Here is a 17,086-nt window from a genome sequence, read left to right as displayed (position 1 = left end):
AGCTTAGAACGCCCGCAAGGCGAGGCCAAGCAGATCGGAGAGCAGTCATGAATATCCTCATTCTCGGCAGTGGTGGGCGGGAACACAGCCTGGCCTGGGCGGTGATGCAGAACCCCAAATGTGACCGTCTGATCGTGGCGCCGGGCAATGCCGGAATCGCGCAGATCGCGGAGTGTGCCGCGCTGGATATCGAAAACGGCGGGGCCGTTGTCAGCTTTGCCGAGGCAAACGCGATTGATTTCGTGATCGTTGGCCCCGAGGCACCACTGGCCGCCGGTGTGGCGGATCGTCTGCGCGAGGCGGGTGTGCTGGTGTTCGGTCCCTCGGCAGCAGCGGCACAGTTGGAGGCTTCGAAAAGCTTCACCAAAGAGATTTGCGATGCGTCGGGTGCTCCGACGGCGGCTTACGCACGGTTCACCGAGGCCGAACCGGCGAAAGAGTATATCCGCGCACAGGGCGCGCCGATTGTGGTCAAGGCCGATGGTTTGGCTGCAGGCAAAGGCGTGATCGTGGCGATGGACGAGCAAACCGCTCTGGAGGCCATCGACGATATGTTCGGCGGCGCTTTTGGTGGGGCCGGGGCAGAGGTCGTCATTGAAGAGTTCATGGAGGGCGAAGAGGCGTCGCTTTTTGTCTTGTGCGATGGTGAGGACATCCTGTCCGTTGGCACTGCGCAGGACCACAAGCGGGTGGGTGAGGGTGATACCGGCCTGAACACCGGCGGCATGGGCGCCTATTCCCCGGCACCGGTTCTTAGCGCCGAGATTGAAGCCCGCGCGATGGAAGAGATCATCAAGCCCACCGTGGCCGAGATGAAACGGCGCGGAATGCCATTTCAGGGTGTTCTCTATGCCGGTCTGATGATCAAGGACGGCCAGCCGCGTCTGGTGGAATACAACGTGCGCTTTGGCGATCCCGAGTGCCAGGTTTTGATGATGCGCCTTGGCGCGCAGGCGATGGACCTGATGCACGCCGCTGCCGAAGGTCGACTGGGTGAGGCTCGGGTGAACTGGGCGGATGATCATGCCCTGACCATTGTGATGGCGGCAAATGGGTATCCGGGTTCGTATGAGAAGGGCAGCGTGATTAAAGGCTTGGAGGACCTGCCCGAGGATAGCGGGAACATGGTGTTCCATGCCGGAACCAAAGCCTCGGACGGGCAGGTGCTGGCCTCGGGTGGTCGTGTCCTGAATGTCACCGCGCGGGGCGAGACACTGCAGGAGGCGCGGGATCGGGCCTATGCAATGGTGGACGGTATCGACTGGCCCGATGGGTTCTTCCGTCGCGATATCGGTTGGCGGGCGCTCTGATCCCAAAGCCTCCCGCGCCCTGACGCTGCATCAAAGATGCGACGTCAAAGGCCTTGGGCCGGGCAGCCCGCTGGCGCGGGCTGCGGTTGGGCTTAGCGGGAGCAGGCTATTACTCGGTTCATTGCGTCAGCTGAGAAGGGGCCTAATTCGGTCCGTCGCCAGCCTTCAGCGAAATGCACACTCACGATGTCATTCCAATCACCGCTGGCGACAATGAGTTCAGGGCCTAGTCCGCAATCTCGGATCCCGCCGGTGATGAAGTCTTCGCCGATGCGATGGTTGGTCAGGCCGGGCAAAGCGGCGATCTCGGTCAGGTCGCCATCCTTGAAACGCCAGATGCGCAGGGTCTTCGCAAGGTGGGGTCGGTCGATATAGGCGACCTCTACGAAGCCATCGCCGTCCAGATCCGCTGCGCCAACGGGCGCGAGCCAGCGAAATCGGGTGCCGATGTAAGGCGTTGCGGCAACTAGGCCACCGCCATTATAGATCGCAAGCCGTGCACCCTTGTCGCGGTGGCTTTCGACCACCATGGCTTCGCGCTTGCCGTCATTGTCTATATCGACGAGACGTGGATTGATGTCTTCAAAAACTCGTTCTTCGGGCAGCCGGATCGTATATTCAGCCCATCCGGGCAGGTATTGCAGAACCAGCGCACCATATTCAATCTGATCGCCGAGAACCCAATGCGGGTAACGCGCCGTAGGCTCGGAGTATTCCGCCGAAACTAACGGCTCGTTTTGCCAGATTTGCTGGGGCCGGGCCGCAATGGGACAAACGCAGAGGGCGATTGCTAGTGCGGCGACCGGCCGGGGCGTCATTAGATCTGCTTTTCGGGCATCTGGACCACCAGACCGTCCAGCTCATCCGTGACCTTGATCTGGCAGGTCAGGCGTGAACGCGCTGGGTCGGGCTCATAAGCGAAGTCCAGCATGTCCTCTTCCATGTCGTCCTTGGCCGGAACCTTCTCTACCCAATCGGGGTGGAGGTAGACATGGCAGGTCGAGCAGGCGCAGGCGCCGCCGCAATCGGCCTCGATGCCGGGGATGTTGTTGTCACGGGCGCCTTCCATGACGGTCAGTCCGTTGGCGACCTCGACTGTATGCTCGGTACCGCTGTGCTCGACATAGGTGATCTTTGCCATTGCGTGCGTCTTCCTTTTTCGATTGTCGGAGTCTTCCTTAGTGAAGGCATTTAGGTCTTTCCAGCCTCATTTGCGACTCATCACGCCGCGTCTGGACTTTCCCGCCGTTTGTTCTATCTTTGTTCTTATGCTTGTTACCCCTGTTCGCCCTACGGTTTCAAACCGGGACTGGCCGCGCCCGCCTTCCTGTTTAACTTCTGACAGGCTGGACGACCCGCCCGAGGGCGCGCGCGTGACGGTGGCGGGGCTGGTGGTTTTGCGACAAAGGCCGGGGACGGCCAAAGGGGTGATATTCGTCACGCTTGAGGACGAGACCGGAATCGTAAACGTGGTGGTCTGGCGCAAGATCTATGAACAATTCCGCCGCGCGGTGATCTCGGGGCGGTTGCTGAAGGTCACCGGCCGGATGCAGCGGGCGCATTCGGTGACCCATGTGATCGCGGAAGAGATCGAGGATATCTCGGGGATGCTGGATATACTGGTGCGGGGTGCGGCAAAATCCGGGTACAACTCTGCGCGCAGGTGGCATGAAACTCCTGCGCCGTCACTATTTCGCCAAAGTTGAGTGCATTCTGAAAGTACAATTCAGGGATGTTAATTTATGCAAAACAAATATTTGTACCGCATTTACCGTTTGCGGCGGTTGATAGTCACCAGTCTGATTTTACTGTTCGTGCCATGGGCCATTGGTTGGCAATTGTTCGGCCCATCCGCATTGCTTGAAAGCCCAGCTGCAAGTGCCGGTGTCGCCGTTATCTGCACGTCGATTATTCTGGGCCTAGTGCTGGTTTACCCTCGGGTGTGGTGGGAAACAGTGACGACCGCGTTTGTCTTCGGGTTCGTGCTGATGTTCCTGCCGGTCACAGAAGCGATACCTGAACTGGCGCCAACTGCTAATCGTGGTGCAATTACGGCATGGCTCATATTCGGAGTCGTCTTTGGCAATATATTCCTGTGGTTGGGCCTGAACTGGTTGCCCGCGACCTTAATTAACGTTCCACTCGGGCTGCGTGAGTGGAAGTCACGCATCCGATACGACATGACAGCGGACCGGGCGTTCCAAACCCTAAAAACAACTCCGGACAGTTTTGATGGGAAATACAAAACCGCCCCGGTGGGCAATGACGGGCTGTTCACGGTTTCCTCAATCATAAACACGGTTAACCCGGGCACCTTGGACCCTGAGAGAGAAGAGTTTCTTTATAAATGCAAGATCGAACAGGAAGGTGAAACCACTCAGGTGATCTCAAGTTATTATACGATCGAGGGTGAAGCCCGCGTGGACGTTGAACGTCTGACCGTGCGGCCAGCCGGGCAAGGCGCGATTTGTGAAACGTGCGTAGTAAAAAGTCGCCGTAACTTCTATGAAGATCTTGGCTTTTGGCTGCAGGAATTCGGTGCAGATCATATGTATAGCAGGTTGGAACGGTCAGAGGGGCGGCCTTCGGTCGCTTTGGTGGACTTGCCTTACATTACGCCGCTGGTCGGATTGGCCCGGTTCTTCGAGCAATTCAACGAGGACCCTCCGGGGGCGCAGCGGTAGCCTGTTCCAACGACAAAGCGAGCGTCTAAGTCAGAGTATCTGGAAAGTTCACCGCCTAAACAACACCCCCTGTTCCTGCCTACCCCGATGATCCCCGCGCAACTCGGCGTGTAGGGCGCGTCCTGCCTGTACTGCCGGGCGGGCACTGACTGTCTCCAGCCAGCGGGTGAAGTGGGGTTTGTCGTCCAATACCTGTTGTTGGCCCTCCCACAGGCTGGCCCAGCCCCAGATCGATATGTCGGCGATGGAATAGAAATCGCCCGCGACGTATTCGTTCTCGGCCAGTCGTCGGTCGAGCACGCCGTAAAGACGTCCGACCTCGGCACGGTAGCGGTCTTGGGCGTAGGGCAGGTCCTGCGGCGGGTCCAGTTGCGGAGCGTATTTCAGGAAGTGGTGCGCCTGACCGGCCATTGGACCGACGCCGCCCATCTGCCACATCAGCCATTCTTCGACGGCGATCCGGTGGCGCTCGGTTTTACCGTAAAACAGCCCGGTCTTGCGCGCCAGATAAATCAGGATCGCGCCGCTTTCGAAGACCGAGACAGGCGCGCCATCCGGGCCATCGGGGTCAACGATGGCGGGCATCCGGTTGTTGGGGGAAATCTTCAGAAACTCGGGGTCGAACTGATCGCCTTTGCCGATATTGATCAGGTGGGTGGTGTAGGGCAGCTCCATCTCCTCCAAAGCGATGGATGCCTTCCAGCCATTCGGCGTGGGCCAGAAATACAGATCGATCATGGTGCCTCCTCAGGTTGAGAGGATCATGCGGTATTCTGCGTAATCGGCAAGAGGGTGTTACGAAAGCGTGACAGCGCGGCGACCGGGCTTGACGGCCAAGTGCGCGCGGCGTATTTGCGTCGCAGAAGCTACGTGGCGATTTGTTACCGGATTGCGGGCCACGCTAAACAACACCGCTAAAAGGTCAGGATGAAAGGCCCCTTTCGCTTGACCGCGTCTGGGGTTTTTTTGATGCCCTTGCCAGACAAGGGTCGAGAGGAATGACATGAGCGAGAGCTGGAACAAACGCACCCAAGCCGTCCACGGCGGCATCCGTCGCAGCCAATATAACGAGGTGTCTGAGGCGATCTTTCTGACGCAGGGCTTCGTCTATGAAAACGCCGAACAGGCCGAGGCCCGGTTCATCGAGACCGGCCCGGATGAGTTCATCTATGCCCGTTACGGCAACCCGACGGTTTCGATGTTTGAACAGCGCATCGCTGCGCTTGAAGGGGGCGAAGACGCTTTTGCTGCAGCGTCGGGCATGGCGGCTGTTAATGGTGCGCTGACCTCGATCCTGAAGGCGGGCGATCACGTCGTGTCCGCCAAGGCGCTGTTCGGGTCGTGCCTGTATATTCTGGAAAACATCCTGACCCGCTATGGCGTTGAGGTCACCTTTGTCGACGGCACCGATCTGGGCGCGTGGAAAGCGGCGATCCGCCCGGACACCAAGGCGGTGTTCTTTGAATCCATGTCGAATCCGACGCTCGAGGTGATCGACATTGCCGCCGTTTCCATGCTGGCCCATGCGGTCGGGGCGCTGGTGGTTGTCGACAACGTCTTTTCCACCCCGGTCTTCTCGCGCGCGATCGAGCAGGGGGCCGATGTGGTTGTCTATTCTGCGACCAAGCATATCGACGGGCAGGGGCGCGCGCTTGGCGGTGTCATCATCGGCACCAAGGAATTCATCCGCGGCACAGTCGAACCGTATATGAAACATACCGGCGGTGCGCTCAGCCCGTTCAACGCCTGGATCATGCTGAAGGGGCTGGAGACGATGGCCCTGCGGGTCAACGCACAGGCCGAGACGGCTCAGATCGTGGCCGAAGCATTGGAAGGTCACCCTGCGCTGGAGCGGACTCTGTATCCGGGGCTGAAAACCCACGCGCAGAATACGCTGGTTCAGACGCAGCTGGGTGGCAAGGGTGGTACGGTACTGTCGTTGGACATCAAGGGCGGAAAGGGCGCGGCGTTTGCGTTTCTGAATGCCCTAACAATCCCGGTGATCTCGAACAACCTGGGCGATGCCAAGTCGATAGTGACGCACCCGGCCACAACGACGCATCAGCGGCTAAGCGATGAACAGAAAGATGAACTGGGCATCACGCCGGGATTGATCCGCCTGTCCATCGGGCTGGAGGACACAGGCGACCTGCTTGCCGATATTAAGCGCGCATTGGACGTTTCCCAGCGCTGAGACCAGTCTATATCCAGCTATACCCGGGGTCGAATCCGACCGTAGGGGCGCAAATTCACGTGTCCCTTGCGGAAATTCGATCCGGGCTGTGTTTCGGCGCGTATACAGTTACACTGGAAAACGCGCCGAACCTGTATATAGTCCGGCGACCAACCCGAGGAGCCCCGATCGATGAACGTGCACCCCCGCAGCATTGATGACGCACCTGACCATGATGAGGCCGCCGCCGCGCTGAAAACACTGCGCAAGTGGGCCGAAACCGCGACCGAAGCCGAGATCAGCCAGCTTGATCCCGCCATCGCGCGCCTTGTGCCGGGGCTGGCTCCAACGAATTACCCGTCGCTTTCGCGGGAGTACCCGGAAGGGTTTGAGGCCGACGACGCCTATCGTGCGACATTGCCGGATCTGCAGAACGGCCCGTCCAGCCTGATCCGCGGGGCCAAACAGCAGATTCAGCATGTGGGCATCTCGAACTTTCGCCTGCCGATCCGATTCCACCGTAAGCATGGTGACGACCTTACGCTGGAAACATCCGTTACCGGCACGGTCAGCCTCGAGGCTGAAAAAAAGGGCATCAACATGTCCCGGATCATGCGTTCGTTCTACAAACATGCCGAGCGCACGTTCAGTTTTGAGGTCATGGAGGCTGCGCTGAATGACTATATGACCGATCTGGATAGTTTTGATGCGCGTATCCAGATGCGGTTCTCCTACCCGGATCGCGTCAAAAGCCTGCGCTCGGGTCTGGAGGGATACCAGTATTACGACATCGCACTGGAACTGGTTGAACAGAAGGGTGTGCGTCAGAAGATCATGCATCTTGACTACGTTTATTCCTCGACCTGTCCTTGCTCACTGGAACTTAGCGAACACGCACGGTCCACGCGTGGTCAGTTGGCGACGCCGCATTCGCAGCGGTCTGTTGCGCGTATTTCGGTCGTTGTCGATTGTGACGCGGACTGTCTGTGGTTCGAGGACCTGATCGCGCTTTGTCGTCGTGCGGTACCGACGGAAACACAGGTGATGGTCAAGCGCGAAGACGAACAGGCCTTTGCCGAGTTGAACGCAGCCAACCCGATCTTTGTCGAGGATGCCGCCCGCCTGTTCTGTGCCGAGCTTCAGGCCGACCACCATGTTGGTGATTTCCGTGTGGTGGCCAGCCATCAGGAAAGCCTGCACAGCCATGATGCAGTGTCGGTTCTGACCGAAGGCCCGACCTTTGTCTCGGCCAGCCTGGACCCGCGCCTGTTCTCGACCCTCTTTCACATCGGGTGACTGAGAAGGCGCACTTGAAGTCTCGAAATCAGACAAATGGCGAATTTTTGCCGCACCGCAGCGAAAATTGCTGCGGCAGCACTTCCTTTGACGTAGAGTAAGGGAGATTGCAGCCGTGGCACACGCGTTTTCGAACCGTTTCGCCACACTGAGAGGAAGCCGAGACGTGAGACGCCCCGGGACTTCAAGCCTTAGCAATCTGCCCGAGACATCAGGGCGGAGCAGGGTGCTTCTTTTTGAAGGTTGCATCGCTTTCACAGGAGAAACGACTAATGAATCCGATTACCCAGCCGCTGGAATTTCAGGCGGCGGCCATTCGTATGGCCGGCTACGCGGTTAGCAACCAACTGAAGATCATGCAAATTCTGGCCACCTCCGCCATGGAGTTGCCGTTTGCACCTGTACATGCCTTGCACGCGTCGTCCGCACGTCCAGCGCCAGCAGCTGCAAAGCCGGAATTCAAGTCCAAAACAGCCACAGCCACGCCCAAACTGGCGGCAGCACCAAAGGCCAAGCCGGTCGCGCGGGCCAAGGCGGCTGTGACGCCAAAGGGCGAATCGCCTAAACCTGCCGCGGCCAAAAAAGCGACCGCTTCGGCCAAGAAGGCGGCCGCCCCAGCCAAGGCAACGGCTGAACCGGCAGTATCAAAGCCCGCTGACGCAGCAATACCGCAAGAGGCCAAACCTGCAGCTGCCGCGCCCAAGTCCCAGGCGCGCACCCGCGGAACGGCTACTGCGAAGCCCGCGGCCGCCAAGCCCGCACCCAAGGCACAGACGCCCGAGCCCGCCACGGCCAAAACGGCTGCTAAACCCGCAGCGGCTAAGGCTCCGGTAAAAGCGGCATCGCCTAAACCTGCGGCCCCTAAAGCTGCCGCCAAGCCCGTGGCACCCAAGGCACAGGCCGCGAAAACCGAAGTCCCGAAGGCTGAGATTGCCGAGCCGGTTGCGCCTGCGGCAAAACCTGCTGCACCTGTGGCCCAAACCGCTGCACCTGATGCCAAACCTGCCACCGCTGAGGCTGAGGTCAAACCGGTCGCGCCCAAGACAGAAGCCACCACGCCGGTAGCGCCTCAGCGCCGGACGCGTGCGCCTTCGAAGCCGCCCTCGATGCCCACACCCGCCAGTAAAACGGACGAGTAAACGGGACATCCGCTTGACACGGTCGTGCAGGCGCGCCAACGCTGCGCCTCATGACGGACATGCGCCCGGTTGGATATGTGATTGGCCTGTTGGTCGCCATTCTTGGGGCGACCATGCTGCTGCCCATGCTTGCGGATCTCATTGAAGGCCGGGGCGAATGGCACGTATTTCTGGAGAGCGGCGTCATCACCATGCTGACGGGTGTTGTCCTGTCCATCAGCTGTTCGAACGGGGTGGGCGAAGGTCTGACGATCCGTCAGACCTTTTTGCTGACCACCGGCGTCTGGGTGGCGCTGCCGCTTTTTGGTGCCATCCCGTTTTTGTTCGGTGAGACAGAACTGCGCTTTGTCGATGCCTATTTCGAGGCGATGTCAGGGCTGACCACCACCGGTTCGACCGTCATATCCGGTCTCGATGACTTGCCACAAGGTCTGCTGCTGTGGCGCGGCGTGCTGCAATGGCTGGGCGGGATTGGCATCATTGTTGTCGCCATGGTGTTCCTGCCCGAACTTCGGGTGGGCGGTATGCAAATCTTCCGCTCGGAAGGGTTTGAAACCATGGGGAAAATCCTGCCGCGCGCGCAAGAGATCGCGGGCCAGATATCCCTGATCTACGTTTTTCTGACTTTAGTCTGCGGCTTGGTCTATGCCGGTCTGGGGATGAGCTTTTTCGACGCCGTCGTGCACGCGATGACCACCATCGCCACAGGCGGGTTTGCGAATTACGATTCCTCCTTTGCGGTGTTTTCAGGACCAACCGAATACGCGGCTGCGGTCTTCATGATCCTCGCTGCGCTGCCGTTCGTGCGATACGTTCAGTTCGCCAACGGCAATACGAACTCTCTATGGCAAGACAGTCAGATCAAGACCTTTCTGGCGACGATCCTGGTGCTTGTCCTTGTCATGGCAGTATTCCTGATCTCGGTCTTTCCGCATCATTGGGAGCAGGCGTTCCGAGAGTCGCTGTTCAACATCACCTCGATCATTTCCGGTACGGGCTATGCCAGCGTCAACTATATGACCTGGGGCAATTTCCCGGTCATGCTGTTCTTTCTGATCGGGCTGATTGGGGGATGCGCGGGATCGACCGCCTGTTCAATCAAGATCTTCCGCTATCAGTTGCTGTTCGCCTCGATCAAAACCCAGATCAGCCGTATCCGGTCGCCGCATGGTGTGTTCAACCCGCGCTATGACGGGCGTACAATCGGGCCGGATGTTCTGAGCTCGGTGATGAGCTTTTTCATGTTCTTCGTGCTCTCGATGGGCGTGCTGGCCTGGGCGCTGGCATTGACGGGTCTGGACTTCATCACTTCCGTCTCGGGCGCGGCGACGGCGCTCGCCAATGTAGGGCCGGGGCTGGGGAATCAGATCGGTCCTGCGGGCAACTTTGCCGGGCTGAGCGATACGGCCAAGTGGTTGCTATCCATCGGTATGCTGGTCGGGCGGCTGGAACTGCTGGCCGTCTACGCGCTGTTTACTGTCCAATTCTGGAGAAGTTGATGAGAAGACCTCTGGGTGCCCAGATTTCGCATATGTTGAAAGACAGGGGTGTTGATGTGATTTTTGGTATCCCGGGCGTGCACAATCAGGAAATGTACCGGGGCATCGAAGAAGCGGGCATCACGCATGTTCTGGCCCGTCACGAGCAGGGGGCCGGGTTCATGGCTGATGGTTATGCCCGTGCAACCGGCAAACCGGGTGTCGCATATGTGATCACCGGGCCGGGGCTGTGCAACATCATGACGCCGATGGGGCAGGCCTATACGGACTCGGTGCCGATGCTGGTGATGTCATCCTGTTTGGAAGAGACAGGCGCAACGCAGGGCCAGTTGCACCAGATGAAGGATCAGCGCGGTGCTGCCGAAACCGTGACGGACTGGTCCCGACAGGCAAACACGGCACAGGCGGCCTATGGGCTGGTCGAGCGCGCCTTTGAGGAGTTCGAACTCTCCCGCCCGCGCCCCAAGCATATTCAGATACCAATCGCACAGCTTGAGGCCGAGGCCGACCCGGCACCGTTTCCAAATCAACCCGGTTTACGATCCAAAGCGGTGCCGCCTGATCTGGCGCCGCTTATGTCCTTTCTGAATATCTCGAAGCGGCCGCTGTTCATTCTGGGGGGCGGGGCGCGGTCCAATCTGTGGCGGCAGATACTGACCCAGTTGGGGGCCGCGTGTTTCACCACTTATGCCGGTCGCGGGATGGCGGGGCAGGGTTATGCGCTGGATTTCGGTGCTACGCTGCCGCGCCCGGGCAGTGCTGATGTGATCGGTTCGGCCGATCTTGTGGTCGCAGTGGGCGCGGAACTGGGGGAGGTTGATCTGTGGCGCAACACGCTGGGTCATACCTCTCATCTGGTGCGGGTTGATCTGGATCCGCAGGTTCTGTCCGATCGTCACCGCGCGGGGATCAAGCTGCAGGTCGATGGCGAAAGCTTTGCCCATGCTCTCTGGGCTGCGATTGACGCCGTGAAACCGGCGACGGGCTGGAGGCCCGAAGAGGTAGCCGAGGCCCGCAAACGCTGGCGGACGGAATCCGATGCCGAACGTCCGGGGATCGTACCTGTGCTGGATGCCCTGCGCGAGGCAATGCCAGCAGACACGATGATCTATTCCGACATGACCCAGTTTGCCTATGTCGCGAAAGAGGTCTGGGACATGGCCTATCCCTATCACTGGCACCACCCGACCGGGTTCGGCACGCTGGGCTATGCGCTGCCCGCAGGTATCGGAGGAGCGGTCGCGCGTCGGGGCAAACCCACGGCTGTGATCGCGGGGGACTACGGGTTTCACTACACGATGATGGAGCTTGGTGCGGCGGTCGAGTTGGGCCTGTCTCTTCCCATCATCCTGTGGGACAACGCCAAGCTGAAAGAGATAGAAGACAGCATGGTCCGCAGCCAGATTGCCCCGAATGCGGTAGTGGCCCGCAATCCCGATTTCTGCAAACTGGCCGAGGCCTTTGGGGCCTTGTCCGCCGCGCCGGTAAACTTGGAAGAGATGCAGGCGGCCGTACGAGCCGCGTTTCACGCGCCTGTTCCGACGTTGATCCGGGTGACTCCGGATATCACCTAGACAAAAAACGCCGCGCGAAGGGGCGGCGTTCTTTGTTTTTCAGAGATCAACCTAGTCCCAGCAATGCACCAGAACGGTCATCCCGTTGGCCCGTCGGCTGAGTTCATTGGGTGATATTTCCGCAGTGGACTGGCCGGGTTGACCGGATACACCGGCCTTTTCCAGAACCGCGTTCAGCCGATCCACGGTTGCGGCCAAACTGACCGAAGCTGGCAGGGTGCGCCCCTCGGACGGGGTGGGCAACAGCATTCCAACAACCTGTCCGCTGTCGTCGAAGACCGGACCGCCCGCGTCACCGGGTTGTGCCGCCAATGCCAGACGTTTCACACCGTCTTCGCCATTCAGGCCTCGCACATCGGTGATCTGGCCGTAGGTTAGCGTCGGAGCGCCCAACGCGCCTTCATATGAGAAGCCGGAAACCGCGACCTCGGACTGAATGCGCGGTTTGGCGGCGCTGAATTCGGCAATGCCGATCGGCACGAGGTTGCGGCGGGGGCGCAGCACAGCTACGCCAAGATCGGGATCTGCCCAGGCCACCTGAACCTCTTGGTCGTCGTTGAGCGTGATCCGGGTACAACTATCCGTGGCCTCGGAAACGGTCAGGACCGTGCCGTCTGCATCGGTAAAGAAACCGGACCGGGACAGACGAGGTTTGCGCACCTGCAGGCCCGAAATCAGATCGATCCTCTGATCGGCTTCCGCACCGACACCGGCGTCCAGAACGGCGTCATTTGTGGTGAAGCTGGCCTTGATTGCGGCCAGGACCCGCGCGCGACGGGCCTCATCACCCTCGGGCCAGACCAGCGTAAAGCCCTTAATCTGGTCGTCTTTCAGCGCTGCTTCGGTATAGGATACGATCCCGTTACCGCGACCTTCCAGCGTGAAACGGTCACCACGCAGTTGCCGCGGACCGTCCAGAGGTACAATCTCCAGCGATTGCATCACTTCATAGAGTGCGCGCAGTGTGGCCTTGTCGCCTTTGTGGCTTATCAGCAACGCCTTGGCGTCCATATCAGTGGTGCCATTGAAATGCGCAAAGGGCGCTTCATAACGGTCAAAGGCGATGACACCCAGCGGCAGGTCCAGTTCAATGCCCGCCTGCGTGTCCGAGTGACGTTCCATGCCGACGCTTATCAGCGGGGCGTTATAGTCATCCATTAGCACCTCGCGCTGTGCCGTTGTCAGGACACCGGTGGGCTCATAGCCATTAAAACTCTGCCAGTTCCCCATCGAACGCCGGGTGCCTGCACCAAACGCGCCATCGATGGTCGAACTATAAAATCCGGCGGCTTGCAGGGCGGTTTGCAGATCCTTACGCTCTTGCGCGGTCAGCAGACGTTCGGATTGAAGCGCCTGCGACCGTGTCTCATCTGAGGGCTGAGGCGTCAGACCGGCGGTGGATTGGTCAGGTTGTGGTGTGGGCTCAACGGGCGGGGTCACTGCATCCTGATTCAGAGAGCTCGAACCAATGGGCCAGAACTGCTGTCCCAGAGAATTTGAAAACGCGATGTAGCTGTCCGCCGGGATTTGTCCTTCAGCCCGGTAAACGCGCAGGACCTGTTCGGCGTCGCTGCGCAAATAGGGCCCGATAACAATGGCATACCAGCCAGAGTTCAAGCGGAACCCGTTCACATCGGGCAACACACTCGCATAGGCCTGCGCGCGCTCCTGCGCCTGGCGCAGCGACGGTCGGGCTTCGACCTGTACCCAGACGCCCGCCTCCTGCTGTGCAAAAACGGCGCGCGTGCCGAAGAGAAAAAGAAACAAAATTACAGTGATTACTCGTGTCATTGTCTGCCCGTATCCGCGGTGTTTTGGCTTTGCCGCAGATTACGCGATTTGAGGCGCGGAATGCCATGCCTGGAGTACGGGGATTTTCCAGTGTGGCTGTGCAGTGACAGCCAGACCCGATTGGCCCGTTGACGCTCCTTGGCCCCTTGCATAGGAAGGACAAAACCGACCGGAACCGGGCGCATGCGCGCCCAAAGGGAATGTCATGACCGAACCGTCCAGCGCACCACGTTCTTTTCAAGAAATTATCCTGCGCCTTCAGTCCTATTGGGCCTCGAAAGGCTGCGCCATTCTACAGCCTTACGACATGGAGGTTGGGGCAGGGACGTTTCACCCGGCGACCACGCTGCGTGCTTTGGGGTCCAAGGCGTGGGCTGCAGCCTATGTGCAGCCGTCGCGTCGTCCGACCGATGGACGGTATGGCGAGAACCCGAACCGGTTGCAGCACTATTATCAGTATCAGGTGCTGATCAAACCCAGCCCGCCGGACCTGCAGGAACTGTATTTGGGCAGCCTCGAGGCCATCGGTATCGACATGAACCTGCATGACATCCGCTTTGTCGAGGATGACTGGGAAAGCCCTACTTTGGGTGCATGGGGGCTGGGTTGGGAAGTCTGGTGTGACGGCATGGAAGTTAGCCAATTCACCTATTTCCAGCAGGTTGGCGGCCATGACTGTGCACCGGTTTCGGGCGAGTTGACCTATGGTCTGGAACGACTGGCGATGTATGTCTTGGGCATCGATCACGTGATGGACATGCCCTTCAACGACCCGCAGTCACCCAGCCCGCTGAGCTACGGCGACATCTTCAAACAAACCGAAGAGGAATACGCCCGTTGGAACTTTGACGTGGCCAACACCGAAGTTCTGCTGCGCCATTTCGAAGAGGCTGAGACCGAGTGCGCTGCCATTCTGGCGCAGGAACATGACGATCCGAAAACCGGTAAACGCATCGTTATGGCGCACCCGGCTTATGATCAGTGTATTAAAGCGAGCCATGTCTTTAACCTGCTGGACGCCCGTGGCGTGATCTCAGTGACCGAACGGCAGGCCTATATCGGTCGAGTACGGGCGCTGGCCAAACAATGCGCCGACGCGTTTCTGGTGACCGAGGCCGCCGGGTTCGAGGCCTGATGGGGCGTTCATGCCAAACCGGGCAACAGCACTTTCAGGCCGTCCGCGATCATGCTGATAGCGATGGCCGACAGGATCATGCCCATGAAGCGGCTCATGATAACGCGCGCATTGCTCGACAATCGCTTGGCCAAAGCAGACGCGTTCCAGAATGTGATGAACAGCAGAAACAGAACTGCCACGAAGACGCTTGCATAGATGATGGCATCCATGGGCTTGGAAATATGGTGAGCATAAAGGATCAGCGTCGTGATCGTGCCGGGCCCCACCAAAATGGGGAAGGCCAACGGGTAGAAGGCAACCGTAGCGGGTTCGGGGTAGTCCTGTTTTTCCCCCTCGGTGCCGTGGTGCGTGGTGCTTTCTTTGCCGCTCAGCATGTTCAGGCCGATCATCAGAACAACAAGACCACCCGCTACGCGCAGATCGTCCACGCTGATTCCAAACAGGCCCAGCGTCTGGTTGCCGACCGCGGCGAAAGCTGCGCCGAGGATCAGGCAGTACGTCGCTGTCTTCGCCGCGACCTTGCGCTGGTCGGCGGGTGTCAGACCATCGGTGACGCTCAGGAATACGGGCAGGTTGGTGATCGGGTTCATGATCGCAAACAGCGCGCCGAAAAAACCAACGGCAAGGGTCATGTCCATTCCAACAACCTCGTTCCAACCTGTATCAGTTTGGAAACTGGCCCATTTCCCGTGAAGTTGAAAGAGGCCGCGTGATCAGGATGTCCAAAAGATGACCGGAAAACTGCTTGCAATCATCCTCGTCGTATCGGCGGCTTTGGCCGGTTTCGGCATGTATTATTTGCAGGTCTATGGGTTCTACTACGATGTCCCCTCTCAGCCTGGTCAGGATGTTTCCATATTGGTGGAAGGGGCAGAGGTCCCGCAGCCAATCCCGTATTCGGCGTTTCAGGCGATTGACGCTGACAGTTCTCCGATCCGGTACCGGGCGTGTTTTTTTACCGATCTGAAGGCCGAGGACCTGGCGACATTCCGGCGAGTTGAAAACCCCGAACCGTTGACTGCACCGGGCTGGTTTGACTGCTACGATGCCGTGGCCATTGCAGAAGCCCTGAAATCCGGGCAGGCGCAAGCGTTCATCGGGGCTAAAAATATCCATTATGGCGTAGACCGCATTGTTGCCGTGACCTCGGATGGCAAGGGCTATGTCTGGCACGCACTGAACAATTGCGGTGAAAAGGCCTATGACGGGACGGTAGTGGGCGAGGAATGTCCGCCCCGGCCTGAAAACTGAGGCTATCATGACCGACGCAGCGCTTCACGTTCCCAATTTTCTGACCGCCACGCTTGGCATTGCGGTCTATCTGATTGGGGCCGAGATCAACGCGCGTGTCGCGCTGCTGCGTCAGTTTAATATCCCCGAGCCTGTCACCGGCGGGTTGCTGGCGTCACTTGTGTTGCTGTTTCTGTATCTCGTGGCAGGGCTTGAGCTGACCTTCGATCTCGCCTCGCGGGATTTTCTGCTGATTGTGTTCTTTGCAGGAATTGGTTTGAACGCTCGACTTGCGGATTTGATTTCCGGCGGCAAACCTTTGTTTTTGCTTCTCATATTGACGCTGGTTACGATCGTTGCCCAGAATGTCGTCGGTGCGGTCGGCGCCGTCGCCTTTGGTTACCCGGCGCAGGCCGGGGTTCTCTTCGGATCAGCTTCTCTGATCGGAGGGCACGGCACAGCTATCGCTTGGGCCCCCGAGGTCGACGCAGTGACCGGTCTTGGCGGCGCGACCGAATTGGGCGTGGCCGTGGCGACGCTGGGCCTTGTGCTGGCTGCTCTGGTAGGCGGGCCGATTGCCCGCTTTCTGGTCGAAGGCAAAAACCTGACCCCGGAACGCCCTGGCGAAGAACACACGGTCGGGCTGCCGGATGATGCCACTGAGGCCGAGACCAAGATCGATCACCTAACCATCATGCGCGTGCTGCTCTATCTGAATCTGGCGATCATCTTTGGTTACATTCTGAGCGAGGCCATTGCAGCCACCGGGCTGAAACTGCCCTTGTTCGTGCCCTGCCTGATCATGGGCATCGTCATTGCCAATATCCGCACTGCACTGGCGCCCAAGGCTCCGCCAGTGTCGCGCACGCCGTCACTGGCGCTGATCTCGGAATTCTCACTGGGCGCGTTTCTGGCCATGTCGCTGATGAGTCTGCAACTTTGGACCATTGCCGAGCTTGGTCTTGCCATAGCCGTCATCATGACCGCGCAAACCCTATTTGCCGTGGCTTTTGTGATCTGGGTGCTGTTCCCGGTGATGGGCGGTAACTATCGCGCCGCTGTGTTGTCAGCCGGGTTCGGTGGCTTTGCATTGGGCGCGACGCCGACCGCCATTGCCAATATGACCGCAGTTACCAAGCGATATGGCCCGTCTCCTATTGCCTTTATTGTGCTGCCCCTTGTATCCGCATTCTTTGTGGACATCGCCAATGCCATCGTCATTCAGACGATCGTCAATTTCTAAGGACCGAAA

The 17,086-nt window shown here is 59.2% G+C and carries 16 protein-coding genes and 1 riboswitch; of the genes, 11 read left to right on the top strand and 5 right to left on the bottom strand.

Annotated features, from left to right (window positions below):
* The first annotated feature begins 47 nt into the window (after positions 1 to 47).
* A complete protein-coding gene (purD, locus tag ACR0IK_RS05030) occupies positions 48 to 1,310 on the top strand; it encodes a phosphoribosylamine--glycine ligase (protein WP_480640666.1) in 1,263 nt (420 codons plus the stop codon).
* Positions 1,311 to 1,402: 92 nt separating this feature from the next.
* Here the strand turns inward: purD and ACR0IK_RS05025 are convergent, their stop codons facing one another.
* Together ACR0IK_RS05025 and ACR0IK_RS05020 are read right to left on the bottom strand one after the other, a co-directional pair.
* Entirely contained in the window at positions 1,403 to 2,128 is a 726-nt protein-coding gene (locus tag ACR0IK_RS05025; RefSeq protein WP_480589603.1) for an FG-GAP repeat domain-containing protein, read from the bottom strand.
* Complete coding sequence (locus ACR0IK_RS05020) at positions 2,128 to 2,451, bottom strand: 2Fe-2S iron-sulfur cluster-binding protein (protein ID WP_170324526.1); 324 nt, start codon at positions 2,449 to 2,451, stop codon at positions 2,128 to 2,130. The genes ACR0IK_RS05025 and ACR0IK_RS05020 overlap by 1 nt, the downstream gene beginning before the upstream one ends.
* A gap of 127 nt (positions 2,452 to 2,578) precedes the next feature.
* Between ACR0IK_RS05020 and ACR0IK_RS05015 the strand changes: the two genes are divergently transcribed.
* Positions 2,579 to 3,016: an OB-fold nucleic acid binding domain-containing protein gene (locus tag ACR0IK_RS05015; RefSeq protein WP_480640665.1), complete on the top strand. Its 438-nt coding sequence runs from the start codon at positions 2,579 to 2,581 to the stop codon at positions 3,014 to 3,016.
* Between the two features lie 36 nt (positions 3,017 to 3,052).
* Complete coding sequence (locus ACR0IK_RS05010; RefSeq protein ID WP_480589605.1) at positions 3,053 to 3,994, top strand: hypothetical protein; 942 nt, start codon at positions 3,053 to 3,055, stop codon at positions 3,992 to 3,994.
* Positions 3,995 to 4,042: 48 nt separating this feature from the next.
* Here the strand turns inward: ACR0IK_RS05010 and ACR0IK_RS05005 are convergent, their stop codons facing one another.
* Entirely contained in the window at positions 4,043 to 4,732 is a 690-nt protein-coding gene (locus ACR0IK_RS05005; RefSeq protein ID WP_480640664.1) for a glutathione S-transferase N-terminal domain-containing protein, read from the bottom strand.
* 122 nt (positions 4,733 to 4,854) lie between these two features.
* Positions 4,855 to 4,932, top strand: a riboswitch (SAM riboswitch).
* A 65-nt stretch (positions 4,933 to 4,997) separates the two neighbouring features.
* On the opposite strand from ACR0IK_RS05005, the gene metZ reads away from it, so the two are divergent.
* From metZ to ACR0IK_RS04980, 5 genes are all read left to right on the top strand, one after another.
* A complete protein-coding gene (gene metZ / locus ACR0IK_RS05000) occupies positions 4,998 to 6,188 on the top strand; it encodes an O-succinylhomoserine sulfhydrylase (RefSeq protein WP_480640663.1) in 1,191 nt (396 codons plus the stop codon).
* A 171-nt stretch (positions 6,189 to 6,359) separates the two neighbouring features.
* Complete coding sequence (gene folE2, locus ACR0IK_RS04995; protein ID WP_480589608.1) at positions 6,360 to 7,463, top strand: GTP cyclohydrolase FolE2; 1,104 nt, start codon at positions 6,360 to 6,362, stop codon at positions 7,461 to 7,463.
* A gap of 272 nt (positions 7,464 to 7,735) precedes the next feature.
* Positions 7,736 to 8,602 carry a hypothetical protein gene (locus ACR0IK_RS04990; protein ID WP_480640662.1) on the top strand — a complete coding sequence of 289 codons (867 nt, stop codon included), beginning with the start codon at positions 7,736 to 7,738 and terminating at the stop codon, positions 8,600 to 8,602.
* 50 nt (positions 8,603 to 8,652) lie between these two features.
* Positions 8,653 to 10,101: a TrkH family potassium uptake protein gene (locus ACR0IK_RS04985; protein WP_480589610.1), complete on the top strand. Its 1,449-nt coding sequence runs from the start codon at positions 8,653 to 8,655 to the stop codon at positions 10,099 to 10,101.
* Positions 10,101 to 11,675 (top strand): thiamine pyrophosphate-binding protein, encoded by a 1,575-nt coding sequence (locus ACR0IK_RS04980; RefSeq protein ID WP_480640660.1) that lies wholly within the window; start codon positions 10,101 to 10,103, stop codon positions 11,673 to 11,675. Before ACR0IK_RS04985 ends, ACR0IK_RS04980 begins: the two co-directional genes overlap by 1 nt.
* Before the next feature lie 51 nt (positions 11,676 to 11,726).
* Here the strand turns inward: ACR0IK_RS04980 and ACR0IK_RS04975 are convergent, their stop codons facing one another.
* Positions 11,727 to 13,466 (bottom strand): serine protease, encoded by a 1,740-nt coding sequence (locus ACR0IK_RS04975; protein WP_480640658.1) that lies wholly within the window; start codon positions 13,464 to 13,466, stop codon positions 11,727 to 11,729.
* A gap of 205 nt (positions 13,467 to 13,671) precedes the next feature.
* Here ACR0IK_RS04975 and ACR0IK_RS04970 point away from each other — a divergent pair, with 205 nt between their 5' ends.
* On the top strand, positions 13,672 to 14,601 hold the full coding sequence (locus ACR0IK_RS04970) for a glycine--tRNA ligase subunit alpha (RefSeq protein WP_480640657.1): 930 nt from the start codon (positions 13,672 to 13,674) through the stop codon (positions 14,599 to 14,601).
* Between the two features lie 8 nt (positions 14,602 to 14,609).
* On the opposite strand, the gene ACR0IK_RS04965 is transcribed toward ACR0IK_RS04970, so the two are convergent.
* On the bottom strand, positions 14,610 to 15,242 hold the full coding sequence (locus ACR0IK_RS04965) for a MarC family protein (RefSeq protein WP_480589614.1): 633 nt from the start codon (positions 15,240 to 15,242) through the stop codon (positions 14,610 to 14,612).
* A gap of 91 nt (positions 15,243 to 15,333) precedes the next feature.
* Between ACR0IK_RS04965 and ACR0IK_RS04960 the strand changes: the two genes are divergently transcribed.
* Together ACR0IK_RS04960 and gltS are read left to right on the top strand one after the other, a co-directional pair.
* A complete protein-coding gene (locus ACR0IK_RS04960; protein WP_480640655.1) occupies positions 15,334 to 15,855 on the top strand; it encodes a DUF6446 family protein in 522 nt (173 codons plus the stop codon).
* A gap of 7 nt (positions 15,856 to 15,862) precedes the next feature.
* Positions 15,863 to 17,077 carry a sodium/glutamate symporter gene (gene gltS / locus ACR0IK_RS04955; protein ID WP_480589616.1) on the top strand — a complete coding sequence of 405 codons (1,215 nt, stop codon included), beginning with the start codon at positions 15,863 to 15,865 and terminating at the stop codon, positions 17,075 to 17,077.
* Positions 17,078 to 17,086 lie beyond the last annotated feature (9 nt).

Source organism: Ruegeria sp. BF7 (assembly GCF_056538605.1).
Note: the sequence above shows the minus strand (reverse complement) of the source record. Positions and strands in the feature narration are given on the sequence as shown.

Bases quoted from the DNA above. Each gene is read 5' to 3' on its own strand.
- ACR0IK_RS05005 (WP_480640664.1), bottom strand. From the start codon at position 4,732: ATGATCGATCTGTATTTCTGGCCCACGCCGAATGGCTGGAAGGCATCC.
- ACR0IK_RS05025 (WP_480589603.1), bottom strand. From the start codon at position 2,128: ATGACGCCCCGGCCGGTCGCCGCACTAGCAATCGCCCTCTGCGTTTGT.
- folE2 (WP_480589608.1), top strand. From the start codon at position 6,360: ATGAACGTGCACCCCCGCAGCATTGATGACGCACCTGACCATGATGAG.
- ACR0IK_RS04990 (WP_480640662.1), top strand. From the start codon at position 7,736: ATGAATCCGATTACCCAGCCGCTGGAATTTCAGGCGGCGGCCATTCGT.
- metZ (WP_480640663.1), top strand. From the start codon at position 4,998: ATGAGCGAGAGCTGGAACAAACGCACCCAAGCCGTCCACGGCGGCATC.
- ACR0IK_RS04970 (WP_480640657.1), top strand. From the start codon at position 13,672: ATGACCGAACCGTCCAGCGCACCACGTTCTTTTCAAGAAATTATCCTG.
- gltS (WP_480589616.1), top strand. From the start codon at position 15,863: ATGACCGACGCAGCGCTTCACGTTCCCAATTTTCTGACCGCCACGCTT.
- ACR0IK_RS04975 (WP_480640658.1), bottom strand. From the start codon at position 13,466: ATGACACGAGTAATCACTGTAATTTTGTTTCTTTTTCTCTTCGGCACG.
- purD (WP_480640666.1), top strand. From the start codon at position 48: ATGAATATCCTCATTCTCGGCAGTGGTGGGCGGGAACACAGCCTGGCC.
- ACR0IK_RS05015 (WP_480640665.1), top strand. From the start codon at position 2,579: ATGCTTGTTACCCCTGTTCGCCCTACGGTTTCAAACCGGGACTGGCCG.
- ACR0IK_RS04960 (WP_480640655.1), top strand. From the start codon at position 15,334: ATGACCGGAAAACTGCTTGCAATCATCCTCGTCGTATCGGCGGCTTTG.
- ACR0IK_RS04985 (WP_480589610.1), top strand. From the start codon at position 8,653: ATGACGGACATGCGCCCGGTTGGATATGTGATTGGCCTGTTGGTCGCC.
- ACR0IK_RS05020 (WP_170324526.1), bottom strand. From the start codon at position 2,451: ATGGCAAAGATCACCTATGTCGAGCACAGCGGTACCGAGCATACAGTC.
- ACR0IK_RS04965 (WP_480589614.1), bottom strand. From the start codon at position 15,242: ATGGACATGACCCTTGCCGTTGGTTTTTTCGGCGCGCTGTTTGCGATC.
- ACR0IK_RS05010 (WP_480589605.1), top strand. From the start codon at position 3,053: ATGCAAAACAAATATTTGTACCGCATTTACCGTTTGCGGCGGTTGATA.
- ACR0IK_RS04980 (WP_480640660.1), top strand. From the start codon at position 10,101: ATGAGAAGACCTCTGGGTGCCCAGATTTCGCATATGTTGAAAGACAGG.